The following is a 26,275-nucleotide window of genomic DNA, read 5'->3' as shown; positions in this document are numbered from 1 at the left end:
ACTGGGCTGGTACACTGCGCGACATTTTGTTTTGCAGGCCAGTCCCGTGACCACCATCGCCACCGCTTTTAATACTTTGCCGCTGTCCGCCGCCATGCTGGCTAACCTCGACTCCCTCGGTTATGCCCAGATGACGCCGATCCAGGCACAAAGCTTGCCGGTGATCCTCAAGGGGATGGACCTGATCGCCCAGGCCAAGACCGGCAGCGGCAAGACCGCAGCCTTCGGTATCGGCCTGCTGAACCCGATCAATCCGCGCTACTTCGGTTGCCAGGCACTGATCCTGTGCCCGACCCGCGAGCTGGCTGACCAGGTCGCCAAGGAAATCCGTCGCCTGGCCCGTGCCGAAGACAACATCAAGGTCCTGACCCTGTGCGGTGGCGTGTCCCTCGGCCCGCAGATCGCTTCGCTGGAACACGGCGCGCACATCATCGTCGGCACCCCGGGGCGCATTCAGCAGCACCTGCGCAAAGGTTCGCTGGTGCTTCACGGCCTGAACACCCTGATCCTCGACGAAGCCGACCGCATGCTCGACATGGGTTTCTACGATTCCATCGAAGAAATCATCATGCAGGCTCCGGAACGTCGCCAGACCCTGCTGTTCTCCGCCACCTATCCGGTGGGCATCAAGCAGTTGGCCGCCAAGTTCATGCGTAACCCGCAGCAAGTGAAGGCCGAGGCGTTCCACGACGACACGCAGATCGAGCAGCGCTTCTACGAAATCTCCCCGGAAGAGCGCATGAGCGCGGTGACCAAGGTGCTGGGCCACTTCCGGCCGGCGTCCTGCGTGGCGTTCTGCTTCACCAAGCAGCAGGTTCAGGAAACCGTCGATCACCTGACCGCCAAAGGCATTTCCGCCGTCGGCCTGCACGGCGATCTGGAACAGCGTGATCGCGACCAGGTCCTGGCGATGTTCGCCAACCGCAGTACTTCGGTACTGGTGGCCACCGATGTCGCCGCGCGCGGCCTGGACATCGACTCGCTGGACATGGTGATCAACGTCGAGCTGGCCCGTGACTCGGAAATCCACATCCACCGTGTTGGCCGTACCGGCCGCGCTGGTGAGAAAGGTCTGGCGATCAGCCTGGTCGCACCGTCCGAAGCGCAGCGCGCCCAAGCCATCGAGCAGTTGCAGAAATCGCCGTTGACCTGGGACCAGGTGGACAACCTGACTTCGCAGGGCGGTGGTCCGCTGCTGCCGCAGATGAGCACGCTGTGCATCGGCGCCGGCCGCAAGGACAAGGTCCGTCCGGGCGACATTCTCGGTGCACTGACCGGCGATGCCGGTATTCCCGGCGCTCAGGTGGGCAAGATCGCAATCTTCGATTTCCAGGCCTATGTAGCGGTTGAACGCGGTATCGCCAAGCAAGCCCTGCAGCGCCTGAACGACGGCAAGATCAAGGGCCGTTCGCTGCGCGTGCGCATCCTGTAAAAAACGCCACCGACCCTGTGGGAGCGGGCTTGCCCGCGATGAGGTCAGTACATTCAACATTCATGTTGCCTGTCAGTCCGCCATCGCGGGCAAGCCCGCTCCCACAATGGTTTCTGGTGAACATGAAATTTGTGTGAGGACACCGTTTTGCGCTCTACCGAAGTCGTGATCATTGGCGCTGGCGCCGCAGGGTTGATGTGCGCGCTGACGGCCGCCGGGCGCGGGCGCAAGGTGTTGCTGCTCGACCACGCGAACAAGGCCGGCAAGAAAATCCTGATGTCGGGCGGTGGCCGCTGTAATTTCACCAACATGTACACAGAACCCGGCAATTTCCTTTCGCAGAACGCGCATTTCTGTAAATCCGCCCTGGCCCGCTACACCCAGTGGGATTTCATCGGCATGGTCGCCAAGCACGGTGTGCCGTACCACGAGAAAAAGCTCGGCCAGTTGTTCTGCGATAACAAATCCAGCGACATCCTCGACATGCTGCTCAACGAGTGCGACCAGGTCGGCGTCAGCCTGCACCTGGACACCCCGATCCAGACCATCGAGAAACTCGAAAAGGGCTACCTGCTGGACACTACGCTGGGCCAGGTGACGTGCGAATCCCTGGTGATCGCCACCGGCGGCCTGTCGATTCCGACCCTGGGTGCCACCGGTTTCGGCTATCAGGTGGCCAGGCAGTTCGGCCACGAACTGCTGCCGACCCGCGCCGGGCTGGTGCCGTTCACCATCACCGATCAGCTCAAGGAATTGTGCACCGAGCTGTCTGGCACTTCGGTCGATTGCCTGGTGAGCTGCAATGACCAGAGCTTCCGCGAGAACATCCTGTTCACTCACCGCGGCCTGAGCGGCCCGGCGATTCTGCAGATTTCCTCGTTCTGGGAGTCCGGCGACACGGTCGAGATCAACCTGATGCCCGACCATGACGTGCCGTCCTGGCTGCAACAGCAGCAAGCCGAACGCCCCAACAGCGAGCTGAAAACCCTGCTAGGTGAAATCTTCACCAAGAAGATGGCCAACCTGCTGGCGGACAACTGGTTCGTCTCCAAACCGATGAAGCAGTACACCCACGGGGAAATCGCCGCCATCGCCGAGAAACTGGCGAGCTGGAAAATCGTCCCGGCCGGCACCGAAGGCTACCGCACCGCTGAAGTGACCCTGGGTGGCGTCGATACCAACGAGGTGTCCTCCAAGACCATGGAATCGCTGAAAAGCCCTGGCCTGTACTTCATCGGTGAAGTGCTCGACGTGACCGGGCACCTGGGCGGTTTCAACTTCCAGTGGGCGTGGGCGTCGGGCTATGCGGCGGCGCAGTACGTCTGACCAATGTCAATACAATCCCTGTGGGAGCTGGCTTGCCAGCGATTAGGCCGGTACATCCAACATCTTTGTTGACTGTCAGGTCGCTATCGCTGGCAAGCCAGCGCCCACAGGGTTCTCTATCAATCTCAAAGATCGCGGTCGGCACAGGATCTCAAAGGAACAGATTTTGCTATCAGAAGTGATCGCCGCCATTGCATCGGCGTCATTACTGGCTCAATTTAGCGTCATCGCCTCGGAAGGCCCTCGCACTTCATGTCATCGACTTCGTTTCGTCAGTCTCTGCGTCGCCTTTGGGCGCTGGATAAATTCAGTTACAGCGTGCGGGTGTTCATCGCCCTGACCGGCACCATGGCGCTGTGTTGGTATCAGGATGAAATGGGGCTGCTGATCCCGCTGTTCCTGGGGATTATTGCCAGCGCCCTGGCCGAAACCGACGACAGTTGGCAAGGCCGTCTCAACGCGCTGGCGGTGACGCTGGTGTGTTTCCTGATCGCCGCGCTGTCGGTCGAACTGCTGTTCCCCTACCCCATCATTTTCATCATTGCCTTCGCCCTGGCTGCGTTCTGCCTGACGATGCTTGGTGCCCTGGGCGAACGCTACGGGGCAATTGCCTCGGCGACGCTGATTCTGTCGGTCTACACCATGATTGGCGTCGACCAGCGCGGCGGTGCGGTGACCGATTTCTGGCACGAGCCCGTGCTGCTGGTAGCCGGCGCGGCCTGGTACGGTTTTCTGTCGGTGTTGTGGCAGGCGCTGTTTTCCAACCAGCCGGTGCAGCAAAGTCTGGCGCGGTTGTTCCGTGAATTGGGTTTTTACCTGAAGTTGAAGTCGTCGCTGTTCGAGCCGATCCGTCAGATGGACGTGGAAGCACGGCGTCTGGAATTGGCCCAGCAGAACGGTCGCGTGGTCGCCGCGCTGAACGCCGCCAAGGAAATCATCCTGCACCGGGTCGGCAACGGCCGGCCGGGCTCGAAAGTCAGCCGCTACCTGAAGCTGTACTTTCTCGCTCAGGACATCCACGAACGCGCCAGCTCCTCGCACTACCCGTATAACGCGCTGGCCGAGGCGTTCTTCCATAGCGACGTGCTGTTCCGCTGCCAACGCCTGCTGCGCCAGCAAGGCAAGGCCTGCCGGGCGCTGGCCGAGTCGATCCAGATGCGCCAGCCGTTCATCTATGACGCCAGCTTCGCCGAAGCCCTGAGCGACCTGCATGCCTCCCTCGAACATCTGCGCATCCAGAGCAATCCGGCCTGGCGCGGTTTGTTGCGCTCGTTGCGGGCACTGGCAGCCAACCTCGGCACCCTCGACCGCTTGCTCAGCGATGCGAGCAACCCCGACGCCCTGGCCGACGCCACCGACAGCAGCCTGCTCGACCGCTCGCCACGTAACCTCAAGGATGTCTGGGTACGCCTGCGCACACAGTTGACCCCGACGTCCCTGCTGTTCCGCCACGCCCTGCGCTTGCCTCTGGCCTTGAGCATCGGCTACGCGATGGTGCATTTGATTCACCCGTCCCAGGGCTACTGGATCATCCTGACGACACTCTTTGTCTGCCAACAGAGCTACGGCGCGACCCGGCGCAAACTCGGTCAACGGATCATCGGCACCGCCATCGGCCTGACCCTGGCCTGGGCGCTGTTCGACCTGTTCCCCAATCCGTTGATCCAGTCCTGCTTCGCGATTGCCGCCGGAGTGGTGTTCTTTACCAATCGCACCACCCGTTACACCGTGGCCACGGCGGCGATTACCTTGATGGTGCTGTTCTGCTTCAACCAGGTGGGCGATGGCTACGGATTGTTTTTGCCACGGCTGTTCGACACCTTGCTCGGCGGCCTGATCGCCGGCCTCGCGGTGTTCCTGTTCCTCCCGGACTGGCAGGGTCGGCGCCTGAACAAAGTGCTGGCCAACACCCTGTCCTGCAACAGCATTTACCTGCGCCAGATCATGCAGCAATACGCCGCCGGCAAAAGCGACGACCTGTCGTATCGCCTGGCCCGGCGAAACGCGCACAACGCCGACGCTGCGCTGTCGACCACGCTGGCGAACATGCTGATGGAACCGGGGTATTTCCGTAAGGAAGCGGATGTGGGTTTCCGTTTTCTGGTGCTGTCGCACACCTTGCTCAGCTATCTGTCAGGCCTGGGGGCGCACCGGGAAACGCAGTTGCCAGCAGATGTGCGCGAGCATTTGATCGAAGGGGCCGGCGTGAAACTGGCCACCAGCATCGACGAAATCGCCCAGGGCCTTGCCAGTAAATCGGCGATTGCCATTCAGAGCGATGAGGAAGAAGCGCTGGCCAATGAGCTTGAGCAGATGCCCGATGAAATCGATGAAGGCCAGCGGCTGGTGCAGACTCAACTGGCATTGATCTGCCGGCAACTGGGACCACTACGGACGCTGGCGGCCCATTTGATCAAGGATACGAGCGAGAATTGAGGACTGCGGTGTCCTGACGGGCGTCATCGCTGGCAAGCCAGCTCCCACAGGGAATCGCGTTGGACACAAATCCTGTGTAACCCACCGGACACTGTGGGAGCTGGCTTGCCAGCGATGAGGCCATCAGCCCCATCTACATCCCATGCTGCTTCATCAACCGCTCATAACTCCCATCCGCCTTCATCGCCGCGATCTCGCGGTCGAAACCGGCAACGATCTGTTCATGCTGCGGGTTCTTCAGGCTGACCAGAATATGCAGGCTGTTCTCGCTCAGGGACTTGGGCAGAAACTCCACGGCGTTGTGCACCTTGGGCGACTCACGGGCCAGGTAATACCGGGCGACGTACTCGTCCTCCAGGGTCAGCTTGACCCTGTCGGCGGCGACCATGCGCACGGCCATGGCAAAGCCGTGCACCGGGATCTTCTGCAGTGATTCGTCTTCATCGAACGCCGCCGAATAGGCGTAGCCACGCACGACCGCAATCGGATAACTGTGCAGTTGCTGCAGATCGTTGAATTCGATTGGCGCGTCCTTGCGCTTGAGGAAGCGTATGCGATTGATCAGGTACCCGGCGGAGAACTGGCCGACCTTTGTGCGTTCGTAGTTGTACCAGGCGTTGACCAGCACGTCGTAGCGACCCTCGCCCACGCCCAGCAGTGCGCGCGCCCAAGGCACCTGCTCGAAATCACTGGCATACCCGGCACGCGCCAGGGCGGTGCTGACAATATCGGTAGCCAACCCACCATTGACCAGCGTGGCGTCGGTAAACGGTGGCCAGACATCTGCCACCAGGCGCAGCTTTTCGGCTGCTGCACTTTGAATCAGCAACAACAATCCAATCAAGGCAAAGGCTCGATGCAATCGCGGCATGCTAGAAAATCCTTAGCGGGCGGGCCGCCCGACGTGTTTTTCAGCCAAACTCCAAGCCCCGTACCGGCACACCCAGGCACTAAACATTAGCTCATTGAAGCCACTGCACATCGCTTGAGCCCAGATTACACAAAGATGACAGTGGCGCGAAAAATGAATGATGGCATTTTGGTCTTTATCACAGTTTTCTCCGCCATAAAGACATCCAGCGTCAGGACGCTTAGTATCCCGAGGACGTTTTCAGGGAATCAGGACATGACAATCGATTGGGTCTGCAAACACCACAGCGATCTGGGCAAGGAACAGCTGTACGCCATTCTGCAACTGCGTGACGAGGTCTTTGTCGTCGAACAGAAATGCGTCTATCAGGATATTGATGGCCAGGACCTGGAAGGTGACACCTGCCATTTGATGGCGTGGGACGGCGATCGCCTGGTGGCCTATCTGCGACTGCTGGACCCCGAGCAACAGGGCGGCGACGTGGTGATCGGGCGAGTGGTCATTGCCCCCGCCGCACGAGGCACCGGGCTGGGTCATGAGCTGATGGCCCAGGCGCTGAAACAGGCCGAAAAGTACTGGCCCGACGTCCCGATCTACCTCTCGGCCCAGGCGCATTTGCAGGGGTATTACGGGCGGTACGGGTTTGTGGTGGCCGGTGAGGAATACGTCGAGGATGGCATTCCACATATCGGCATGCGTCGTCAGTAAGGGCCCCATCGCTGGCAAGCCAGCTCCCACAGGTTTTTAGCAAACGACACAAACCTTGTGGGAGCGTGGCTTGCCCGCGAGGGCGTCATCACCGGCGCCACATATCTCAGGGATACTCCAGCACGGCCTTGATCTGCCGCAAATTGCGCTCGATCCATCCCCGATCGATCGCTCCCCACTCGCGAATCCGATAGCGCCCGGCGTGGTTGCGTGCACCTTCTTCCTGCTCGAACTCGCAAACGATATCCAGATCCGCCAATGCGGCGATGGTGTCCTGGGCCGTACGCCGAGGCATGCCGGTCACCTCGGTCAACGCAGGAACGCTGCTGGCCAACCCGCTGTCGATCAAGTACGCCACGTACAGGCGACGGTAGAAGCTGCTTTTGGTCTTGCTGACATCCATCTGACGATCCTTTTCTTTTATTGCAGATCCCGCCAGGTCAGGTAGACCCGCACATCGAACTCCACCTGGTGATAGCCCGGCAGCATGTGTTCGCACAGTTTGTAGAACGCCTTGTTGTGATCGGACTCTTTGAAGTGCGCCAACTCATGCACCACGATCATTTTCAGAAATTCGGAAGGCGCTTCCTTGAACAGCGAGGCGATGCGAATTTCTTTCTTGGCCTTGAGCTTGCCACCCTGCACCCGGGAAATCGTGGTGTGCAGACCGAGCGCGCGGTGCGTCAGGTCCAGACGGTTGTCGAACAACACCTTGTCGATGGCCGGGGCATTGCGCAGGTATTCCTGCTTGAGGTCGAGCGCGTAGGTGTACAGCGCCTTATCGCTCTGCACGTCATGCTTTTGCGGGTAACGCTGGCTCAGGTAGTCGCCCAGTCGACCGTCAGCGATCAACTGGCGTACCTGGTCCTGCAGCGTGGCGGGGTAAGCCTGGAGGTATTTCAACGCGGTCATCGGTGCGGCAACACAAGTGACGAAAAGGTCGCCAGTGTAGCGAATTCAATGAGTCAGCGCGCTCCAGTCAAACGGCTGCACAAAGTGGCCGGTGTCTTCGGCCATCATCGGGCGCGACACCAGAAAACCCTGCACATACTCGCAACCATTGGCTTGCAGCCAGTTGTAATGCGCAATGGTTTCCACCCCTTCGGCAATCACCAGCATCCCGTACTGCTTGCACAACTCGATGACACTGCGCACCAGCGCCGCATCCCGCGAAGAGTCCGGTAGCCGCGCGATCAAATGGCGGTCAAGTTTGAGCGTATCCAGTTCCAGATCGCGCAAATGAGCCAGCGAACACGGGCCGGAACCGAAATCATCCAGCGCGACCCGGACGCCAAGATTGCGCAGCAACCGCAGCTGTTTGCGGGTCTCTTCGGGATGATGCATCAAGGCCGCTTCCGTCACCTCGACTTCCAGATGACGCGCCTGCAAGCCATGACGATCCAGCACCTGGCGCAGCTCGGTGACCAGGTTAGGCATGGCGAATTGCGTGCTGCTCAAACTGACGCCCAGCACCAGATCCTCGGCAAACAGCGCTTCCCAGGCTTTGCGCTGCCCGGCACCGCGATGGTAAATCCAGCTGCCCAGGCGGCTGATCAATCGCGCCTCTTCCAGCAACGGCAAAAACAGTCCAGGCGGCACATCGCCCACGCTGGGGTGCTGCCAGCGCAGCAACGCCTCGAAGCCACGAATCTGCCCGTCGGCGATGGACACCTGGGGTTGATACACCAGGTTGAAATCGCGATTCTCGATGGCCGTGCGCACACTTTCTTCGAGCATCAACCGCGAGCGTGCCCGGCCGTTCATTTCATGATCGTAAAAACGATACTGCTGACGTCCGGCGCGCTTGGCTTCGTACATGGCGATGTCGGAGGCCCGCAACAAACCGTCGAGATTGGCGCCGCAATCCGGGAACGTCGCGATACCGATGCTCGCGCCCAGGGCGATATCCAGGCCATCGATTTGCTGGCAAATCGAAACCCGTTCAATCAGTTTTTCCGCAATCTTGGCCGCTTGCTCCGGAAACTCCAGGTCCAGAAAGGCAGTGAATTCGTCGCCGCCCATGCGCGCCAGGATATCGAAGGGCCGCAGACAGGCCTTCAGTTGCTCGGACACCCAGCGCAGCACCCGGTCGCCGGCATCGTGACCAAGGAAATCGTTGACCCGCTTGAAGCCATCGAGGTCCAGGTACAACAGCACCCAGGCACTGTCGGAGCGTTCGCCGCGCAACAGCAGGGTTTCCACGGTCTGGTAAAAACCACGCCGATTGAGCAGCCCGGTCAACGGATCGGTGACCGCCTGGGATTCCAGTTGCTGATGCAGGTGACGCACCACCGACATATCCTGAATCGTCACTACCATCGCCCGCTGTTCGGCGGGCAACGGCGCACAGGACAGCGCCACCGACACCTGCTGACCGGGCGCAGTACGCAACAGCGCATCGTGCAGGCGTAACGTTTCGCCGCGCTTATACCCGGCCAACAGATCCGAATCGGCCCAGACCGGGACATGCGGTTTTTGCAGGAAATCCAGGAACTCCCTGCCTTGCAGCTCTCGCACCGGTGCATTGAGCAGCCGCGAGATCGCCGGGTTGGCAAAGCCGATCCGGCCATCGTCGCCGACCACCAGAATGCCCTCGGCGGCGTTATCCAATATCGAGGCATTGAAGGCGCGAGCGACCTCCAGGTCATGGCTCAGGCGCTGCAACTCCCGGCGATTGCGCTGGTGCTCCAGCAACGCCTGAACCTTGGGCTTGAGAATCTGCGGATCGAATGGCTTGAACAGGTAATCCACCGCGCCACTGGCATAGCCCTTGATCACGGCATCCTGGGACTGCTCGTTGGCGGTGAGAAAAATAATCGGTGTCAGTCGGGTTCGTTGGCTGCCACGCATCAGGCGCGCGACTTCAAATCCATCCATGCCCGGCATCTGCACATCCAGCAGTACCAGGTCGACTTCGTGTTCAAGCAACAGGCCGAGGGCCTCGAAACCCGATGCAGCTGTGATGACTTGCCAGTCCTGGCGCTGCAACAACGCGCGCAGGCTGATCAGGTTTTCAGGGTAATCGTCGACGATTAATAAGGTTGAGCTGCCTTCGGCTGGCTTGAGGTGGGCGCATTCCATGCTGCTTCTCTATATTCGGGACGTCAGGCCGGGTTCTTTTGAAAACCGGACAAATACTAAGCCTTCACTCTAGACCCGGATCCGGGAAATCAGAAGGTGTCAGAGCGCCATCATTTAACCGAAGCGTACATTTGCCGACTAACGGTCGGCGCTGTAGCCCGCTAAAACCGGCATAGATGGCATTTCGACAGGATGTTGGCGCCAGCAAACCGCCAGACGGGCATTAACAAAAAAGCCCTCTACGCTTATAAAGGCCGCCCAAAAGGCGCGTGCTAGAGCGATTGGCACGCGCGTGCAGCAAAATTCGTGGAAGTTTCTGACTATGATCGACCTCGCAACCTGGAACCTCAGTGTTCCCGTTGGCAGCCCGCCGTACACCGTTGAAACCTCCAAACTGGTGAACGGCTTCAAGGATCAATACTTCCATTCCGACACCGGCACACTGTTCTTCTGGTCCCCGGTGACCGGCTCGCGCACTGAAAACGCCATCTACCCGCGCACCGAGCTGCGGGAAACCTACAGCAATGGCACGCTGAAAAACTGGTACTACCCGGACGCCGACAACTCCCTGCGCGCCACCCTGGCGGTGAACCAGGTACCCAGTTCGGGCAAGATCGTGATTGGCCAGATCCATGCCTATGAAAGCCAGAAACCCTTGGTGAAGGTCGAGTACCAGTACAAGACCAAGACCTTGAGCGGCAACATCGTCGCCAAAGTGCGCATGCACCCTGACGACGACGAAGGCCGGGTGATCACCATCGCCACCGGGGTGAAACTCAATCAGCAGTTCTCCTACCTCATCCACCTCAGTCCCGGCGGCGCACTGGGCATCAGCGCGGCCGGTTACCAGTGGGATAGCAATATCAGCGCGACGTGGCGCAACAAACCGTTGTACTTCAAGGCCGGGGTGTATGTGCAGGACAACACCGGATACACCAGCGAGGGCGGCATGGTGACGTTCAGCAAGCTGGATATCGATCACGATAAATAACTATTTTTCTTTCAAGTCCCGAAGCACCTGACGGGCTGTCAAAGAGTGACCCGGCGCGACCGAAGTCTCACCGGATCATTTGCTCGTCCCGAAGTCTAGCGAACGCACATCAGCATGAAACTCTTGGACGTCCCCACATCCTTTTCTGAACTGCCTGATACTTGGGTGATCACTTTCAACTTGCGTGTCGTCGGCGTTCCGGCCAGTTTGGCTTGAGCGAATAACAAATCATCGTATGACTCAACATCCGTTACAGATACAGAGCAGAACCCTGATGCTCGCTCAAATACGCCAGCCTTGAGGGATATTTCATATTCAGAAAAATACCCCGGCCGCGGATAATGTTTCACGCTACGGATCCATTCGGGCGACTGCCTTATCACTGCACCCTTGCTATCAATAGAGGCCGTAAAATAGTGGTCGGCAGCATGGGCGCTGGCCGAGTTGGCCCCCAGGAACAACATCGATAAAACGTAAAGGCCTGGTTGCTTGATATTTCTTCCAGAAAACATGCTCAAGTTCCTCTTCCATGAATGAAAAAATCGATGGCGCTCCAGCCATCGATAAACTCATTTAGCTCACCCCTTGCACCCTGTCAAAGGCAACCAAAACAAATGGAAAAATGCCTGTTCATCGAGTAACTCTTCCTACAACTAATAAAATTAATAGATTCAAGTTTTGACTTTTAACCTGCCCATAAAAAACCCGCCTTTCGGCGGGTTTCTCATGCAACTCAAACGCTGAAGGCTTAGTTGACCTTGGCGTTCAACTCACCTTTGAGGTAACGCTGGAACATCGCTTCCAGAGAGATCGGCTTGATCTTCGAAGCGTTGCCCGCGGTGCCGAAGGCTTCGTAGCGAGCGATGCACACGTCGCGCATGGCCGTCACGGTGGCGCCGAAGAATTTACGCGGGTCGAATTCGCTCGGGTTGGTAGCCATCAGGCGACGCATTGCGCCAGTGGATGCCAGACGCAGGTCGGTGTCGATGTTGACCTTGCGCACGCCGTGCTTGATGCCTTCGACGATTTCTTCAACCGGTACGCCGTAGGTTTCTTTAATGTCGCCGCCGTACTGGTTGATGATCGCCAGCCACTCTTGCGGTACCGAAGACGAACCGTGCATCACCAGGTGAGTGTTCGGGATGCGCTTGTGGATTTCCTTGATACGGTCGATCGCCAGCACGTCGCCGGTAGGTGGCTTGGTGAACTTGTAGGCGCCGTGGCTGGTGCCGATGGCGATGGCCAGGGCATCGACCTGGGTGCGCTTGACGAAGTCAGCGGCTTCTTCCGGGTCGGTCAGCATCTGGCTGTGATCCAGAACGCCTTCGGCGCCGATGCCGTCTTCTTCACCGGCCATGCCGGTTTCCAGCGAACCCAGGCAGCCCAGCTCGCCTTCTACCGAAACGCCGCAGGCGTGAGCCATGGCCACGGTTTGTTGGGTCACACGGACGTTGTAGTCGTAGTCGGTCGGGGTCTTGCCGTCTTCGCCCAGGGAACCGTCCATCATCACCGAGCTGAAGCCCAGCTGGATGGAACGCTGGCAGACGTCAGGGCTGGTGCCGTGGTCCTGGTGCATGCACACCGGGATGTGCGGGAATTCTTCGATTGCCGCCAGGATCAGGTGACGCAGGAACGGCGCGCCAGCGTATTTGCGAGCACCGGCCGAGGCCTGGACGATCACCGGGGAGTCAGTCTTGTCAGCGGCTTCCATGATGGCGCGCATCTGTTCAAGGTTGTTGACGTTGAAGGCTGGAACGCCGTAGCCGAACTCGGCTGCGTGGTCCAGCATCTGGCGCATACTGATAAGTGCCATTGTGTGTGTCTCTCCCGGATTGGGTCGTTAATCGTGCCAGCCTGCCGTAGCGGCGGCGGCTATTCAAGTTATTGCAGATCGGGGGTTAATTCCGGGCTGCGAATTCGGTGTTGCATCAATCCCAGAACATCGGCCCTCTGTGGGAGCGAGCTTGCTCGCGATGGTGGCCCAGACAACGCGGGCATTCAGGCGCCCAGCGTCATCGTTAACGACCATCGCGAGCAGGCTCGCTCCTACAGGTACGGCGTAGTCCGTTTATTGCGCCTTACAGCCACGGCCAATCAAATCATTGGTGGCGACCCAGTAGACCAGGCCTTCCTCACCTTTTATGTGAAACGCCAGCATGTTGTCGCTATACAGCGAACCTGACGCACCCGGCTCCTGCTTCAAGCGGTAAACCTGATCGGCACCGCCCAGGCGCACGTCGACTTCCTTGCGGCTGTCGTCGGTGTAGCGCCAAAGCACTTTGGCCTGGCTGTCGCAGGTCCAGGTGGTCCAGTTATCCACAGGAGCGGAGGACTGGAACAGGTTCAACTGAGCGCAACCAGCCAACAACGCCAACGCCGCAACGGCGATAAAACCTTTCATCCGTGCTCCTCGACTGACAGCACACGCCGCCAGCCCTGAGTAATCAGTCAGACCCGTCAAGGGCAACCACGTTCCTTGGCGGGCGTCTGTGTCTCGTACTTGTCCAGGCCATCAGGCCCGGAACGCTTGTTGATCACCGGATTGGTCTCCGCCTGCCACTCGGCCTGGTAGCAGCCGTTGTGGGGTGCAACCGGCGCAGGGTCCGGCGTGGCTTTCGGGTTACTCCCGCAAGCCGCCAGTGAGCCCGCGACGATCAACAGCGCTAGCGTCTTGACCATGTGAACACTCCCTTGCCGGGTCAAACGGGCGACCCTCAGGCCTTGGCCCGGCTTTCCAGGACTTCAACGGCTGGCAGCACTTTGCCTTCGACGAATTCGAGGAACGCGCCGCCACCGGTAGAAATGTAGGAGATTTGGTCGGCAACGCCATACTTATCGATAGCCGCCAGGGTGTCGCCGCCGCCAGCGATCGAGAACGCCGCACTGTCCGCGATGGCCTGGGCCAGCACTTTGGTGCCGTTACCGAACTGATCGAACTCGAACACGCCGACCGGGCCGTTCCACAGGATGGTTTTCGATGACTTCAGCAGTTCGGCGAAATTCGCTGCGGTCTGTGGGCCGATGTCCAGGATCATGTCGTCGGCAGCGACGTCGGCGATCAGTTTGACGGTAGCTTCGGCGCTTTCGGCGAACTCCTTGGCCACCACCACGTCCACCGGCAGCGGTACGCTGACCTTGGCGGCGATGGCGCGGGCGGTGTCGAGCAGGTCAGGCTCATACAGGGATTTGCCGACCGGGTGACCGGCAGCCGCGAGGAAGGTGTTGGCGATGCCGCCGCCGACGATCAACTGGTCGCAGATCTGGCTCAAGCTGTTCAGTACGTCGAGTTTGGTCGACACCTTGGAGCCAGCGACGATGGCGGCCATTGGCTTGGCCGGAGCGCCAAGGGCTTTGCCCAGTGCGTCCAGCTCGGCGGCCAGCAGGGGACCTGCCGCAGCGATCTTGGCGAACTTGGCCACGCCGTGGGTCGAACCCTCGGCACGGTGAGCAGTGCCGAAGGCGTCCATCACGAACACGTCGCACAGGGCGGCGTATTGCTTGGCCAGTTCGTCAGCGTTCTTTTTCTCGCCCTTGTTGAAGCGCACGTTTTCGAACAGCACGATGTCGCCGGCCTTGACGTCGACGCCGCCCAGGTAGTCAGCCACCAGCGGCACTTCACGGCCCAGGGCCTTGCTCAGGTAGTCGGCGACTGGCTTGAGGCTGTTCTCGGCCGAGAACTCGCCTTCGGTCGGACGGCCAAGGTGCGAACAAACCATCACGGCCGCGCCTTTTTCCAGGGCCAGCTTGATGGTCGGCAGCGAAGCCAGGATTCGCGCGTCGCTGGTGACAACTCCGTCCTTGACTGGGACGTTGAGGTCTTCGCGGATCAATACGCGCTTACCTTGCAGATCGAGGTCGGACATCTTCAACACGGTCATGGGTCGCATTTCCTGAGTTACTGTTTTGTAGAGACAGAAAGTGAAGTAGCTGTTTGCAGATAATGCTCTGCTACATCCAGCATTCGGTTGGCAAAACCCCATTCGTTGTCGAACCAGGCCAGGATGTTGACCAGCCGGGGGCCGGAAACACGGGTCTGACTGGCATCGACGATGGCCGAATGTGGGTCATGATTGAAATCACAGCTTGCATGGGGGAGCTCGGTGTAGGCCAACAGGCCTTTGAGCGGGCCACTGGTGGCCGCCTCACGCAAGATCCGGTTGACCTCCACGGCGTCGGTATCGCTGACGGTCTGCATCGTAATGTCGAGGCAAGACACGTTAACCGTTGGCACACGTACGGCTTTGGCCTGAATTCGCCCGGCAAGTTCCGGCAACAGGCGTTCGATGCCGCGCGCCAGACCAGTGGACACCGGAATCACCGACTGAAACGCCGAACGGGTGCGACGCAGGTCTTCATGGTGGTACGCATCGATCACCGGCTGATCGTTCATCGCCGAGTGAATGGTGGTAATCGACACATACTCCAGACCAATGGCCTGATCCAGCAGGCGCAACAACGGCACGCCGCAGTTGGTGGTGCAGGACGCGTTGGACACCAGCAGCTCATCGCCGGTCAGGCAATCCTGGTTCACGCCGTAGACGATGGTGGCGTCGACATCCGACTCGCTGGCCATCGGCTGGGAAAACAGCACCCGGGGGGCGCCGGCGTCGAGGAAACGCTGGCCGTCTGCACGGGTGTGGTAGGCGCCGGAGCATTCCAGCACCAGATCGACGCCCAGGGACGCCCAATCGATGCCTTCGGGGGTGGCACTGCGCAGGACCTTCACGCAGTCGCCATTGATATGCAGACAATCGCCGTCGACCTTCACCTCGCCGGGAAAGCGCCCGTGGGTGGAGTCGAAGCGTGTCAGGTATTCGATGCTGGCCATGTCGGCCAGATCGTTGATCGCGACAATTTCAAACCCGGCCTTCTCGCCTCGCTCGAACAACGCACGCAAGACGCAACGACCAATCCGGCCGTAGCCGTTGAGTGCAACTTTGTAGGGACGCGGTTGAGGCATGGGGTTCTCGATTACCGTGGTGAATCAGTCAGTGCGACGTTGCCTGAATGACCGCTATCGCGGGCAAGCCCGCTCCCACAGGGATTTTTGGTGTGACACAAATTAGTGTTCACAACCCCGGCCCATGTGGGAGCGGGCTTGCCCGCGATGGCGTCAGCTCAGACGACGCAACTTCTGGATCAGTCTTCCAGCAGCTCTTCAGCCTGACCCAGGATGTTTTCCAGGGTGAAGCCGAACTCTTCGAACAAGGCCGGCGCAGGCGCCGACTCGCCGTAGGTGGTCATGCCGATCACGCGACCTTCCAGGCCGACGTATTTGTACCAGTAGTCCGCGTGAGCGGCCTCGATGGCGATACGGGCGCTGACTTGCAATGGCAGAACCGACTGCTTGTAACCGGCATCCTGGGCATCGAACACGCTGGTGCACGGCATGGAAACCACACGCACCTTGCGGCCTTGCTCGGTCAGTTTGTCGAAGGCCTGAACGGCCAGGCCGACTTCCGAACCGGTCGCGATCAGGATCAGCTCAGGCTCGCCCGCGCAATCTTTCAACACGTAGCCACCGCGGCTGATGTCGGCGATCTGCAGGGCAGAACGGGTTTGGTGTTGCAGGTTCTGACGCGAGAAGATCAGGGCCGAAGGACCGTCTTTACGCTCCAGCGCATACTTCCAGCTCACGGCCGATTCAACGGCATCGGCTGGACGCCAGGTGTCGAGGTTCGGCGTGCAGCGCAGGCTGGCCAGTTGCTCGATTGGCTGGTGAGTCGGACCGTCTTCGCCCAGACCGATGGAGTCGTGGGTGTAGACATGGATCACGCGCTGCTTCATCAGGGCCGACATGCGCACGGCATTGCGGGCATATTCCATGAACATCAGGAAAGTCGCGCCGTAAGGCACCAGGCCGCCATGCAGGGCAACGCCGTTCATGATGGCGGTCATGCCGAATTCGCGCACACCGTAGTACATGTAGTTGCCGCTGGCGTCGTCAGCCGTGACGCCCTTGCAGCCTTTCCACAGGGTCAGGTTGGAACCGGCCAGGTCAGCCGAACCGCCGAGGAACTCAGGCAGCAGCGGACCGAAAGCGTTCAGCGCGTTCTGGCTGGCCTTGCGGCTGGCGATGGTTTCGCCTTTGGCGGCCACTTCGGCGATGTAGGCATCGGCCTTTTCGCTGAAGTCTGCCGGCAGTTCGCCGCTGAGGCGACGGATCAGTTCGTTGGCTTCAGTCGGGAAAGCAACGGAATAGGCCGCGAAACGCTGGTCCCACTCGGCTTCGACGGCGCGGCCGGCTTCCTTGGCGTCCCACTCGGCGTAGATGTCGGCCGGGATTTCGAACGGGCCGTGGTTCCACTTCAGCGCCGCACGGGTCAGGGCGATTTCCGCGTCACCCAGCGGGGCGCCGTGGCAGTCTTCCTTGCCTTGCTTGTTCGGCGAACCGAAGCCGATGGTGGTCTTGCAGCAGATCAGGGTCGGCAGCGGGCTCTTGCGTGCCGTCTCGATCGCGGTCTTGATTTCTTCCGGGTCGTGACCGTCGACATTGCGGATCACTTGCCAGTTGTAGGCTTCGAAACGCTTCGGCGTGTCGTCGGTGAACCAGCCTTCGACTTCGCCGTCGATGGAAATGCCGTTGTCATCGTAGAAGGCAATCAGTTTGCCCAGGCCCAAGGTACCGGCCAGGGAAGCGACTTCGTGGGAAATGCCTTCCATCATGCAGCCATCACCCAGGAACACGTAGGTGTGGTGGTCGACGATGTTGTGCCCTGGACGGTTGAACTGGGCCGCCATGACTTTTTCAGCCAGGGCAAAACCCACGGCGTTGGCCAAGCCCTGGCCCAGTGGACCGGTGGTGGTCTCGACGCCCGGGGTGTAACCGAATTCCGGGTGGCCCGGGGTGCGGCTGTGCAGTTGACGGAACTGCTTCAGGTCGTCGATCGACAGGTCGTAGCCGGTCAGGTGCAGCAGCGAATAGATCAACATCGAACCATGACCGTTGGACAGCACGAAGCGGTCACGGTCGGCGAACGATGGATTGGTCGGGTTGTGCTTGAGGTAGTCGCGCCAAAGCACTTCGGCGATATCTGCCATACCCATAGGGGCACCGGGATGGCCGCTGTTGGCTTTTTGCACGGCATCCATGCTGAGTGCACGAATGGCGTTGGCACGCTCACGACGGCTGGGCATCGCTGATCTCCTGCGGGTTCTGAATCGAGAGTGATAAAAATGAAACGGAAAAAAGGCGAGCATTTTCCCTCACACGGACGCCTCGGGGCAATGACAGATAGTCATCTGGAGGCGTTTTTCCCATGGATTGCGACGCTTTCGCCTGATGAAACCTTTCCGCTGCTCGTTTGTAGAGTTAACCACCTCGTAAGAAGTGCCATCCATCGAGCAATATCAAAACTTTTTGATATTGCCCTTGCGGTGTTTCCGACGCGTGTCTAGACTGCCGGCCTTATGAATTTACGCGTGCCTTCCATTCAACATGACGATTGCGATGAGCTGGCAGCCCTGTGCAAGGCTGGCGGCGATCCTCTGCGGTTGAATGTATTGCGCGCCCTGGCCAACGACTCGTTTGGCGTACTGGAACTGGCGCAGATCTTCGGCATCGGCCAGTCAGGCATGAGCCATCACCTCAAGGTCTTGGCCCAGGCCGACCTGGTGGCGACCCGCCGTGAAGGCAATGCGATTTTCTACCGTCGCGCCCTGCCCCATACCGAACTGCTGGGTGGCAAGCTGCACGCAGCCTTGCTCGAAGAAGTGGACAACCTGTCCTTGCCTGCCGATGTGCAGTCCCGGATCACGCTGGTCCACGGGCAACGGGCGGCGGCCAGCCAGGATTTTTTTTCACGGGTCGCGGAGAAATTTCGCGCCCAGCAAGATTTGATCGCCGGCCTGCCGCAGTACCGCGAAAGCGTGGTGGCCTTGCTCGACAAACTGAGCTTCGGCGCTGGCGCCTCGGCGATTGAAGTCGGCCCCGGCGACGGCGCGTTTCTGCCGGAACTGGCGCGCCGCTTCACACAGGTCACCGCGCTGGACAACAGCCCGGCGATGCTTGAACTGGCTCGCCAGGTTTGCGAACGCGATGCGCTGGCTAACGTTACCTTGCAACTGGCCGATGCATTGAACGGCGTCAGCCTGACGGCAAATTGCGTTGTATTGAACATGGTGTTGCACCATTTCGCCGCGCCGGCCGAAGCACTCAAGCGCATGGCCGACTTGCTGAAACCAGGCGGTAGCCTGTTAGTGACAGAGTTATGTAGCCATAACCAGAGTTGGGCCAGGGAGGCCTGCGGTGATCTCTGGTTGGGGTTTGAACAGGACGATCTGGCCCGTTGGGCCACCGCTGCGGGACTCGTTCCCGGGGAAAGCCTCTATGTAGGCTTACGTAATGGTTTCCAGATCCAGGTCCGCCATTTTCAGCGACCGGCTGGCAACACTCACCATCGGTAAATATCAGGAAAACATCGAGATGAGCGAATACTCCCTTTTCACCTCCGAGTCCGTGTCTGAAGGGCATCCGGACAAAATCGCCGACCAGATTTCTGATGCGGTGCTGGACGCCATCATTGCTGAAGACAAGTTCGCCCGTGTGGCGTGCGAGACTCTGGTGAAAACGGGCGTGGCGATCATCGCCGGCGAAGTCACCACTTCGGCCTGGGTTGACCTGGAGCAGATCGTCCGTGACGTGATCATCGACATTGGCTACACCAGCTCCAACGTCGGCTTCGACGGCGCGACCTGCGGCGTGATGAACATCATCGGCAAGCAGTCCCCTGACATCAACCAGGGCGTTGACCGTGCCAAGCCTGAAGATCAAGGCGCCGGCGACCAGGGCCTGATGTTCGGCTACGCCAGCAACGAAACCGACGTGCTGATGCCTGCACCGATCACCTTCTCGCACCAACTCGTGCAGCGTCAGGCTGAAGCCCGTAAATCCGGCCTGCTGCCTTGGCTGCGCCCGGACGCCAAGTCGCAAGTGACCTGCCGTTACGAAAACGGCAAGGTGGTCGGCATCGACGCCGTTGTTCTGTCGACCCAGCACAACCCGGAAGTGTCGTACAACGACCTGCGCGAAGGCGTGATGGAGCTGATCGTCAAGCACGTGCTGCCTGCCGAACTGCTGTCCAAGGACACCCAGTTCCACATCAACCCGACTGGCCAGTTCATCATCGGTGGCCCGGTGGGCGACTGCGGCCTGACCGGTCGCAAGATCATCGTTGACAGCTACGGCGGCATGGCCCGTCACGGCGGTGGCGCGTTCTCCGGCAAGGATCCATCGAAGGTTGACCGTTCGGCAGCCTACGCCGGCCGTTATGTCGCCAAGAATATCGTCGCTGCCGGCCTGGCCGAGCGCTGCGAGATCCAGGTTTCCTACGCCATCGGCGTCGCTCAGCCGACTTCGATCTCGTTGAACACCTTCGGCACCGGCAAGATCAGCGACGAAAAAATCGTCAAACTGGTCCGCGAAGTCTTCGACCTGCGCCCATACGCCATCACCAAGATGCTCGACCTGCTGCACCCGATGTACCAGGAAACCGCTGCATACGGCCACTTCGGTCGTACCCCGGCGACCAAGACTGTGGGCGACGACACCTTCACCACATTCACCTGGGAAAAAACCGACCGCGCCGACGCACTGCGTTCTGCTGCCGGCCTGTAAGCCTTCCCCCGCGGTACCCAAAAGCCCTGCACGGTTCGCCGTGCGGGGCTTTTTTTGGTTTCTCGCTTGCTCCCTCAAGGATTAGGGGGCGCATATTCTGCGTACACCGTCGAACCCTGCGGGAGCGGACTTGCCCGCGAAGAGGCCAGCACCGCCAGCAGAAATACCCGGAAAAACTCCCGCTCCTCACACCCACCATTAATGACCTAGCTTTCAAACACCCCCATGAGCAAGGACGCTCACGATGTTCCGCAACCTGCGCCTGTCTTTCACCTGTCTGCTGATTTTCTCCTGCCTGAACGCCCATGCAGAGCAATGCCCCGACTGGACTGCTGAACGGGCCTTGATCGAAGTCACCGCCCTGCAAAAGCAAATCGATAGCTGGGACGATCACTATCACCGCCAGGGTCGCTCGCTGGTCGCCGACGAGCTGTATGACCAGTCCCTGGCACGCCTCACCGAGTGGCGCCACTGCTTCAAGCCCGGTTCATCCACAGAACCACTGCGCACCGCGCGGGGCACGGTTCCCCACCCCGTCGTCCACACTGGCCTGGAAAAACTGCGCGACGCCCGCGCCGTCGAGCATTGGCTGCGCGGCCGCTCCGATGTCTGGGTTCAACCCAAAGTCGACGGCGTGGCGGTCACCCTGGTGTATCGCAATGGCCTGCTGGTAAAGGCCATCAGTCGCGGCGACGGCGTAAGTGGCCAGGACTGGACGGGCACGGCGCGCCAGATCCCGGCCATTCCCGGACAACTGTCGCAACCACGGGATTTGCTGGTGCAAGGCGAACTCTACTGGGGCCTGACCGACCACGTACAAGCTCAAGCCGGCAGCCTCAACGCCCGCACCACGGTGGCCGGCCTGATGGCCCGCAAGGTGCTGGATGCCGGACAGGCGGCGGGTATCGGCCTGTTTGTCTGGGACTGGCCACAGGGCCCCGCGACATTGCTCGCCCGCCATGCGGCCCTGAATGCGCTGGGCTTCCCGGATACCGCCGCCTACAGCCAGCCGATTGGTGGTTTTGCCGACGCCGAGCGCTGGCGTGATCACTGGTACCGCTCGCCCCTGCCCTTTGCCAGTGATGGCATCGTCCTGCGTCAGGAGCAGCGCCCACCTGCCGAACGCTGGCAGGCCAAACCGCCGTATTGGATCGCCGCCTGGAAATACCCCTTCGCCCAGGCCCTGGCCGAAGTGCGCAAGGTTCACTTCAAGATTGGCCGGACCGGGCGCATCACTCCCCTGCTGGAACTGACACCGGTGACACTCGATGACCGGCAAATCAAACGCGTCAGCGTGGGTTCCCTGCAACGCTGGCAAACCCTGGATATTCGCCCGGGCGACCAGGTAGCCATCAGCCTCGCGGGCTTGACCATTCCGAGGCTGGATGGTGTTGTGTTGCGCAGCACCGTACGACCCGAATTGAGGGTGCCGGCGGCAGAAGACTTTCATCCACTCAGTTGCTGGCAACCGACGCCGGGCTGCGAAAGCCAGTTTCTCGCGCGCCTGTCCTGGCTCAGTGGCAAGCAGGGCCTGTCCTTGCCCCAAGTCGGCCCCGGCACCTGGGAAAGACTGCTTGCAACAGGCCGCCTGAACAACCTGTTGGATTGGTTGACCCTCGATGCTCAAGAGCTTGCTAACATTGACGGTTTCGGCGAGCGCAGTGCCGCTCGTCTCGTGGACAGTTTCAACAGTGCCCGGCAACGCCCTTTTGTACGCTGGCTGAAAGCACTGGGCTTGCCGCCGACAGGCCAGGCAAACCTTGCCGGTTCCTGGCAGGAACTGGCTCAACGAGACACCGAGCAATGGCAGGCCGAGGCCGGGATCGGCCCGGGACGCGCGGCGCAATTGAGCGCATTTTTCCGCGACCCGCAGGTGCTGGCCCTGAGTGAAACTTTACGTGGGGTGGGGATCGACGGCTTTTAATGGCCGCAGAAACCCGCCCGTGCGGGAACCCTGTGGTACCGATGAGCTCAAACAAGCCATCGCTGCGTCGACCCGATTGCCTTTTCACCTGGAGCTTTTATGAAATTTCTTTCACCGCTCGCCCTGTTGACCCTCTGCAGCGTGTTGGCCGCCCCGCTGATGGCCGCCGAAGAGGCACCGGAGCTGACCGGTTGCGCCGCCAAGAAGCAAGGCATCATCAATCAGATCGAACTGGCCAAATCCCACGGCAATGCGGACCAGCAGGCCGGCCTGGAAAAAGCCTTGAGCGAAGTCACCGAACATTGCACCGATGCCTCATTGAAAAAGGAACGGGAAAACCGGGTCCTCGACGCCAAGCATGAAGTCAGCAAGCGTCAGGCCGACCTCGACAAGGCCATGAAGAAAGGCGATGCCGACAAGATCAACAAGCGCAAGGACAAACTCGCCGAGTCCCGCAAGGAGTTGCAGGACGCACTGGATGAGCTGGATAAGTAAGAACGGATAACGATCTGGAATCTCTGGTGTTGCCAAATCGGCCTTCGCGAGCCTGCTCGCGAAGACGTCAGACCGGGTACCGCCGATCAATGATCCCGAAACGCTTTATGACACGCGCTACAGGCGTCTTCGACCTTCTGCACCGCCGGCCCCAGGTTGCCGGCCTTGTAGGGCTGAACCTGACTGGCGATCACCAGTTCACCGGTCGCCGTTTCAAGGTCGCGGGCCATGCCCTGAAAGCGTGCCTGCTGCTCCCAGACATCGCTTTTGGCGCTGGTGTGATCTTCTTCGCGCACTTGAGGAAAATGCTTCCACGGCTCATGGGACAACGCGTCGAGCTTCACCGCACCGTCCGCGAATTTCTGGCCATCGAACGGAATCCGGCCACGCAACATGCCGCCCAGGTCTTCGCCGGTCTTGAGCATCTGCTTGAAAATAGCCTTGCGCTGACCGAGCGGCGAGTTGGGATCGACACCGCCGCAAGCGGTCAACGTCAGGCAGGCCAGCAATACAACAGAAAGTCTTTTAAGAGTCATGGTGGCTTCAAGTCACTGGAAACGGCGGCCAGTATCCTCGCGTCAACAGCAAACACCAATAGCCCTATTATCAATAAGGGTTGCCTGAGCGCATGGAGCACTCAGGCAACCGGCAAAGGAAATTACTCCATGAACAGCCGTTTCAAGGCGTGGCGTCACAGCCTGGCCTGGACCCTGCCGATGGTGGCCCTGCTCGCAGGCTGCACCGGTGGTGACAACAACAAACCGAAAACCCACGCCCTGGCCACCTACTCCAGTGCCACGTGGGAAGCGCTGCCGGCGGTGTCGGATAACGACCTTGTCGCCGGTTTCGGCTCGTGGCGCAGCGCTTGCAACCGACTCAAGGCTGACCCGGTCTGGGGCACGACCTGCACAGCGGCGGCCAACGTCCCGCAGACCGCCAACGAGATTCGTGGTTTTCTCAAGCAGAACCTTGATGTCTTCGGCCTGCGCGCCGCCAACGATAACCCCAACGGCCTGATCACCGGCTACTACGAACCGGTGTACCCCGGCAGCCTGACCCAGACCGCAACGGCGAACATCCCGGTGTATGGCGTGCCTGAAGACATGATCATCGTCGCTCTGGACAGCATTTATCCGGAACTCAAAGGCAAACGCCTGCGGGGCCGGCTCGAAGGTCGCGTGCTCAAACCCTATGACGATGCCGCCACCATCGAGAGCAAGGGGGTCAAGGCACCGGTGGTGGCCTGGTTGACCGATCCGATGAATCTGCAATTCCTGCAAATCCAGGGATCGGGCCGTATCCAGCTCGACAGTGGCCGTCAGTTGCGCATCGCCTATGCCGATCAGAACGGCCACCCGTATCGGCCCATCGGTCGCTGGCTGGTCGAGCAAGGCGAATTGAAGAAAGAAGACGTGACCATGGGTGCGATCAGCACATGGGCCAAGGCGAATCCGACGCGCATTCCGGAACTGCTGGGCAGCAACCCCAGCTACGTGTTTTTCACCCGTAACCCCGACAGCAACGAAGGCCCTCGCGGCTCACTGAACGTACCGCTGACGGCGGGTTACAGCGCAGCAGTGGATCGCAAAGTGATTCCGCTGGGTAGCCTGTTGTGGTTGTCCACCACCAAACCAGACGGTACGGCACTGGTACGCCCCGTTGCGGCACAGGACACCGGCGGCGCGATTGCCGGCGAAGTGCGTGCGGACTTGTTCTGGGGCACGGGCGAGGCCGCCGGGCAATTGGCCGGGGACATGAAGCAGCAGGGGCAGATCTGGATGCTGTGGCCCAAAGGGGCGGCACTGCCACAAGTACCGCAGGTGGCTGATGCAGAAAAGACTAAACCCTGAGACCGGCGCTGCCCGTTAGAAAGCTTTCGCGAGCAGACTCGCTTCCACATTGGAATGCATACCCCTGTGGGAGCGAGCCTGCTGGCGAAGTGGAAATTCAAACAGATACAACAAAAAACGACACGATCAGGCCCATTCCCACCAGCCAGACCAGCGACCGCAAAATCGCCCAGTCCGCGAGATAGCAAATGATGTAAAGCAGCCGACTGGTGATGAACAACACCGACAGCACATTGATCGTCACCAGTTCGGCATTGCCGACCAGGTGCGCCACGATCACGGCTGCCGCAAACGCCGGGGTCACTTCGAAGCCGTTCAGTTGCGCCGCGTGTGCGCGACGACCAAAACCATTGAGCGACTCGAGAAAGTCCCGGGGGTCATGGTTGTCTTTCAGGTTGTACCTGCCACTGGCCTTGGCGATACCCGTGCACAGATAGGGCAGGAAAATCGCAATCAAAATGCACCATAGAGCAACCGTCATAGAGCAGTCCTTTCTTCAGGTTATAGACAATCGGGCTCCCTCGCGGGCCGGTCAGAACTTCATGACCAGCATGCCAACCAACACCAGCCCACAGGCTAAGAGCCGAGGTCTGCCAAAAGGTTCTTTCAGATAGCGCATGCCGAACAGCACCACCAGAATCACACTGATCTCGCGCAACGCCGCCGCTTCGGCAATAGAGCCCAACTGCATGGCCCACAGCACCAGAGCGTAGCTGAACAATACGCAGAACCCGACCGCCAGCCCCAATCTCCACTGCTCACGCCAAAACAGCTTGAACGCCGGCCGCTTGCTCACCCAGGCCAGCAACGGAAATGGCCAGGCACTGAGCAACGTCACCCAGACCAGGTAATCCAGCGGATGCGACCAGCGCCGCAGCGCCTGGCCGTCGATGTAGGTGTAGCAACCGATGCACAAGCCAATCAGCGCCACCACCGGCAACATCGACCACGGCAAACGCGCACCGCCGCCGCCCTGCCAAAGCAGGCACAACATGCCGAGCGGGATCAACAGAATCCCGAAAATCTGCTGATCCGTCAGCGACTCGCCGGCAAAGATCAGGGTCAGCGCCAGCACCACCAGCGGCGACAAGCCTCGCATCAGGGGATAGACCAACCCCAGGTCGCCGACCCGATAGGCCTGGATCAGCAAGTAGCGATAGAGCAACTCGAACGCCGCCGATGCCAGGATCCACGGCCAGATGTCCAGCGGCGGTAACGCCACGAATGGCAGCATGATGGCGACAAAGAGCAACGCCACGCTGTCCATGCAGGCCACCACCAGCAGCCGTTCGGCGCTGAATTTGATCAGGGTATTCCACGCCGCGTGCAACAGCGCCGCTACCAACACCAGTGCTGTTGCAAGCACGGCACACTCCTTTTGTTGAACCCCAACCTGTTGGAGCGAGCCTGCTCGCGAAACGCGTGAAGGCAACGCAGCCAGCCAGTGACTACGCGTCTTCGTTGACGTCCTTCGCGAGCAAGTTCGCTCCTACCGTATTCGGGCGGATAATTGATTCGCCATAGGTCAGCGGCTGTTTATACTGC

The 26,275-nt window shown here is 60.1% G+C and carries 25 protein-coding genes; 11 read left to right on the top strand and 14 right to left on the bottom strand.

Translation table 11 applies throughout. The features are described 5' to 3' along the window. Nucleotides 1–94: 94 nt before the first annotated feature. From dbpA to yccS, 3 genes are all read left to right on the top strand, one after another. Complete coding sequence (dbpA, locus tag ACX3YD_RS01255; protein ID WP_458960381.1) at nt 95–1,432, top strand: ATP-dependent RNA helicase DbpA; 1,338 nt, start codon at nt 95–97, stop codon at nt 1,430–1,432. Between the two features lie 147 nt (nt 1,433–1,579). Next, on the top strand, nt 1,580–2,758 hold the full coding sequence (locus ACX3YD_RS01250) for a BaiN/RdsA family NAD(P)/FAD-dependent oxidoreductase (RefSeq protein WP_458959109.1): 1,179 nt from the start codon (nt 1,580–1,582) through the stop codon (nt 2,756–2,758). 252 nt (nt 2,759–3,010) lie between these two features. Continuing rightward, a complete protein-coding gene (gene yccS / locus ACX3YD_RS01245) occupies nt 3,011–5,194 on the top strand; it encodes a YccS family putative transporter (protein WP_458959108.1) in 2,184 nt (727 codons plus the stop codon). A 133-nt stretch (nt 5,195–5,327) separates the two neighbouring features. Here yccS and ACX3YD_RS01240 read toward each other — a convergent pair whose 3' ends face one another. Beyond that, nucleotides 5,328–6,065 carry a substrate-binding periplasmic protein gene (locus ACX3YD_RS01240; protein ID WP_458959107.1) on the bottom strand — a complete coding sequence of 246 codons (738 nt, stop codon included), beginning with the start codon at nt 6,063–6,065 and terminating at the stop codon, nt 5,328–5,330. A gap of 255 nt (nt 6,066–6,320) precedes the next feature. On the opposite strand from ACX3YD_RS01240, the gene ACX3YD_RS01235 reads away from it, so the two are divergent. After that, nucleotides 6,321–6,773, top strand: coding sequence for a GNAT family N-acetyltransferase (locus tag ACX3YD_RS01235; RefSeq protein ID WP_047534377.1), 453 nt, complete (start codon nt 6,321–6,323; stop codon nt 6,771–6,773). A gap of 106 nt (nt 6,774–6,879) precedes the next feature. On the opposite strand, the gene ACX3YD_RS01230 is transcribed toward ACX3YD_RS01235, so the two are convergent. From ACX3YD_RS01230 to ACX3YD_RS01220, 3 genes are read right to left on the bottom strand one after another with little or no spacing between them, the layout of a single operon-like run. Continuing rightward, a complete protein-coding gene (locus ACX3YD_RS01230; RefSeq protein ID WP_007894945.1) occupies nt 6,880–7,176 on the bottom strand; it encodes a winged helix-turn-helix domain-containing protein in 297 nt (98 codons plus the stop codon). Nucleotides 7,177–7,193: 17 nt separating this feature from the next. Next, a complete protein-coding gene (locus ACX3YD_RS01225) occupies nt 7,194–7,685 on the bottom strand; it encodes a M48 metallopeptidase family protein (RefSeq protein WP_458959106.1) in 492 nt (163 codons plus the stop codon). Nucleotides 7,686–7,730: 45 nt separating this feature from the next. Continuing rightward, nucleotides 7,731–9,854: a putative bifunctional diguanylate cyclase/phosphodiesterase gene (locus tag ACX3YD_RS01220; protein ID WP_458959105.1), complete on the bottom strand. Its 2,124-nt coding sequence runs from the start codon at nt 9,852–9,854 to the stop codon at nt 7,731–7,733. A gap of 322 nt (nt 9,855–10,176) precedes the next feature. Between ACX3YD_RS01220 and ACX3YD_RS01215 the strand changes: the two genes are divergently transcribed. Then, a complete protein-coding gene (locus ACX3YD_RS01215; protein WP_103402757.1) occupies nt 10,177–10,845 on the top strand; it encodes a polysaccharide lyase family 7 protein in 669 nt (222 codons plus the stop codon). Nucleotides 10,846–10,940: 95 nt separating this feature from the next. Here the strand turns inward: ACX3YD_RS01215 and ACX3YD_RS01210 are convergent, their stop codons facing one another. The 7 genes from ACX3YD_RS01210 to tkt all read right to left on the bottom strand — a co-directional run bounded on the left by ACX3YD_RS01210 (nt 10,941) and on the right by tkt (nt 17,982). Further along, entirely contained in the window at nt 10,941–11,363 is a 423-nt protein-coding gene (locus ACX3YD_RS01210) for a hypothetical protein (protein ID WP_458959104.1), read from the bottom strand. A 230-nt stretch (nt 11,364–11,593) separates the two neighbouring features. Further along, the gene (gene fba / locus ACX3YD_RS01205; protein WP_019694035.1) at nt 11,594–12,658 is read right to left on the bottom strand and encodes a class II fructose-bisphosphate aldolase; all 1,065 of its coding nucleotides are present in this window, start codon (nt 12,656–12,658) and stop codon (nt 11,594–11,596) included. A 255-nt stretch (nt 12,659–12,913) separates the two neighbouring features. After that, the gene (locus tag ACX3YD_RS01200) at nt 12,914–13,246 is read right to left on the bottom strand and encodes an MliC family protein (protein WP_047534398.1); all 333 of its coding nucleotides are present in this window, start codon (nt 13,244–13,246) and stop codon (nt 12,914–12,916) included. A 56-nt stretch (nt 13,247–13,302) separates the two neighbouring features. Beyond that, nucleotides 13,303–13,524 (bottom strand): hypothetical protein, encoded by a 222-nt coding sequence (locus ACX3YD_RS01195; RefSeq protein ID WP_103402759.1) that lies wholly within the window; start codon nt 13,522–13,524, stop codon nt 13,303–13,305. A 35-nt stretch (nt 13,525–13,559) separates the two neighbouring features. Beyond that, the gene (locus tag ACX3YD_RS01190; RefSeq protein WP_103402760.1) at nt 13,560–14,723 is read right to left on the bottom strand and encodes a phosphoglycerate kinase; all 1,164 of its coding nucleotides are present in this window, start codon (nt 14,721–14,723) and stop codon (nt 13,560–13,562) included. 17 nt (nt 14,724–14,740) lie between these two features. Beyond that, nucleotides 14,741–15,805, bottom strand: coding sequence for an erythrose-4-phosphate dehydrogenase (gene epd / locus ACX3YD_RS01185; RefSeq protein ID WP_090466638.1), 1,065 nt, complete (start codon nt 15,803–15,805; stop codon nt 14,741–14,743). A 179-nt stretch (nt 15,806–15,984) separates the two neighbouring features. Continuing rightward, nucleotides 15,985–17,982, bottom strand: coding sequence for a transketolase (gene tkt, locus ACX3YD_RS01180; protein WP_047534409.1), 1,998 nt, complete (start codon nt 17,980–17,982; stop codon nt 15,985–15,987). A 39-nt stretch (nt 17,983–18,021) separates the two neighbouring features. Between tkt and ACX3YD_RS01175 the strand changes: the two genes are divergently transcribed. The 5 genes from ACX3YD_RS01175 to ACX3YD_RS01155 all read left to right on the top strand — a co-directional run bounded on the left by ACX3YD_RS01175 (nt 18,022) and on the right by ACX3YD_RS01155 (nt 22,880). Then, nucleotides 18,022–18,243: a hypothetical protein gene (locus tag ACX3YD_RS01175; protein WP_458959103.1), complete on the top strand. Its 222-nt coding sequence runs from the start codon at nt 18,022–18,024 to the stop codon at nt 18,241–18,243. A gap of 12 nt (nt 18,244–18,255) precedes the next feature. After that, nucleotides 18,256–19,251, top strand: a complete 996-nt coding sequence (locus tag ACX3YD_RS01170) for an ArsR/SmtB family transcription factor (protein WP_103402762.1) — start codon at nt 18,256–18,258, stop codon at nt 19,249–19,251. A 19-nt stretch (nt 19,252–19,270) separates the two neighbouring features. Beyond that, the gene (metK, locus tag ACX3YD_RS01165; protein ID WP_103402763.1) at nt 19,271–20,461 is read left to right on the top strand and encodes a methionine adenosyltransferase; all 1,191 of its coding nucleotides are present in this window, start codon (nt 19,271–19,273) and stop codon (nt 20,459–20,461) included. Nucleotides 20,462–20,705: 244 nt separating this feature from the next. Continuing rightward, a complete protein-coding gene (gene ligB, locus ACX3YD_RS01160) occupies nt 20,706–22,385 on the top strand; it encodes an NAD-dependent DNA ligase LigB (protein WP_458959102.1) in 1,680 nt (559 codons plus the stop codon). Nucleotides 22,386–22,484: 99 nt separating this feature from the next. Then, nucleotides 22,485–22,880 (top strand): DUF1090 domain-containing protein, encoded by a 396-nt coding sequence (locus tag ACX3YD_RS01155; protein WP_090466632.1) that lies wholly within the window; start codon nt 22,485–22,487, stop codon nt 22,878–22,880. Nucleotides 22,881–22,966: 86 nt separating this feature from the next. Here the strand turns inward: ACX3YD_RS01155 and ACX3YD_RS01150 are convergent, their stop codons facing one another. Next, on the bottom strand, nt 22,967–23,416 hold the full coding sequence (locus ACX3YD_RS01150) for a c-type cytochrome (protein WP_130206589.1): 450 nt from the start codon (nt 23,414–23,416) through the stop codon (nt 22,967–22,969). 129 nt (nt 23,417–23,545) lie between these two features. Here ACX3YD_RS01150 and mltA point away from each other — a divergent pair, with 129 nt between their 5' ends. Further along, a complete protein-coding gene (mltA, locus tag ACX3YD_RS01145; protein WP_458959101.1) occupies nt 23,546–24,730 on the top strand; it encodes a murein transglycosylase A in 1,185 nt (394 codons plus the stop codon). Between the two features lie 97 nt (nt 24,731–24,827). Here the strand turns inward: mltA and ACX3YD_RS01140 are convergent, their stop codons facing one another. Both ACX3YD_RS01140 and ACX3YD_RS01135 read right to left on the bottom strand, forming a co-directional pair. Then, a complete protein-coding gene (locus tag ACX3YD_RS01140) occupies nt 24,828–25,211 on the bottom strand; it encodes an MAPEG family protein (protein WP_103402767.1) in 384 nt (127 codons plus the stop codon). Nucleotides 25,212–25,262: 51 nt separating this feature from the next. Then, a complete protein-coding gene (locus ACX3YD_RS01135) occupies nt 25,263–26,096 on the bottom strand; it encodes an EamA family transporter (protein WP_047534429.1) in 834 nt (277 codons plus the stop codon). Nucleotides 26,097–26,275 lie beyond the last annotated feature (179 nt).

The sequence above is a fragment of the Pseudomonas fluorescens group sp. PF-1 genome (assembly GCF_054481335.1).
The sequence above is the reverse complement of the archived record's forward strand: the minus strand, read 5'-3'. Positions and strand labels throughout refer to the sequence as shown.

Excerpts from the sequence above, each read along its gene's own strand:
- dbpA (WP_458960381.1), top strand. The coding sequence starts at position 95 with ATGCTGGCTAACCTCGACTCCCTCGGTTATGCCCAGATGACGCCGATC.
- yccS (WP_458959108.1), top strand. The coding sequence starts at position 3,011 with ATGTCATCGACTTCGTTTCGTCAGTCTCTGCGTCGCCTTTGGGCGCTG.
- ACX3YD_RS01240 (WP_458959107.1), bottom strand. The coding sequence starts at position 6,065 with ATGCCGCGATTGCATCGAGCCTTTGCCTTGATTGGATTGTTGTTGCTG.
- ACX3YD_RS01235 (WP_047534377.1), top strand. The coding sequence starts at position 6,321 with ATGACAATCGATTGGGTCTGCAAACACCACAGCGATCTGGGCAAGGAA.
- ACX3YD_RS01230 (WP_007894945.1), bottom strand. The coding sequence starts at position 7,176 with ATGGATGTCAGCAAGACCAAAAGCAGCTTCTACCGTCGCCTGTACGTG.
- ACX3YD_RS01225 (WP_458959106.1), bottom strand. The coding sequence starts at position 7,685 with ATGACCGCGTTGAAATACCTCCAGGCTTACCCCGCCACGCTGCAGGAC.
- ACX3YD_RS01220 (WP_458959105.1), bottom strand. The coding sequence starts at position 9,854 with ATGGAATGCGCCCACCTCAAGCCAGCCGAAGGCAGCTCAACCTTATTA.
- ACX3YD_RS01215 (WP_103402757.1), top strand. The coding sequence starts at position 10,177 with ATGATCGACCTCGCAACCTGGAACCTCAGTGTTCCCGTTGGCAGCCCG.
- fba (WP_019694035.1), bottom strand. The coding sequence starts at position 12,658 with ATGGCACTTATCAGTATGCGCCAGATGCTGGACCACGCAGCCGAGTTC.
- ACX3YD_RS01200 (WP_047534398.1), bottom strand. The coding sequence starts at position 13,246 with ATGAAAGGTTTTATCGCCGTTGCGGCGTTGGCGTTGTTGGCTGGTTGC.
- ACX3YD_RS01195 (WP_103402759.1), bottom strand. The coding sequence starts at position 13,524 with ATGGTCAAGACGCTAGCGCTGTTGATCGTCGCGGGCTCACTGGCGGCT.
- ACX3YD_RS01190 (WP_103402760.1), bottom strand. The coding sequence starts at position 14,723 with ATGACCGTGTTGAAGATGTCCGACCTCGATCTGCAAGGTAAGCGCGTA.
- epd (WP_090466638.1), bottom strand. The coding sequence starts at position 15,805 with ATGCCTCAACCGCGTCCCTACAAAGTTGCACTCAACGGCTACGGCCGG.
- tkt (WP_047534409.1), bottom strand. The coding sequence starts at position 17,982 with ATGCCCAGCCGTCGTGAGCGTGCCAACGCCATTCGTGCACTCAGCATG.
- ACX3YD_RS01175 (WP_458959103.1), top strand. The coding sequence starts at position 18,022 with ATGAAACGGAAAAAAGGCGAGCATTTTCCCTCACACGGACGCCTCGGG.
- ACX3YD_RS01170 (WP_103402762.1), top strand. The coding sequence starts at position 18,256 with ATGAATTTACGCGTGCCTTCCATTCAACATGACGATTGCGATGAGCTG.
- metK (WP_103402763.1), top strand. The coding sequence starts at position 19,271 with ATGAGCGAATACTCCCTTTTCACCTCCGAGTCCGTGTCTGAAGGGCAT.
- ligB (WP_458959102.1), top strand. The coding sequence starts at position 20,706 with ATGTTCCGCAACCTGCGCCTGTCTTTCACCTGTCTGCTGATTTTCTCC.
- ACX3YD_RS01155 (WP_090466632.1), top strand. The coding sequence starts at position 22,485 with ATGAAATTTCTTTCACCGCTCGCCCTGTTGACCCTCTGCAGCGTGTTG.
- ACX3YD_RS01150 (WP_130206589.1), bottom strand. The coding sequence starts at position 23,416 with ATGACTCTTAAAAGACTTTCTGTTGTATTGCTGGCCTGCCTGACGTTG.
- mltA (WP_458959101.1), top strand. The coding sequence starts at position 23,546 with ATGAACAGCCGTTTCAAGGCGTGGCGTCACAGCCTGGCCTGGACCCTG.
- ACX3YD_RS01140 (WP_103402767.1), bottom strand. The coding sequence starts at position 25,211 with ATGACGGTTGCTCTATGGTGCATTTTGATTGCGATTTTCCTGCCCTAT.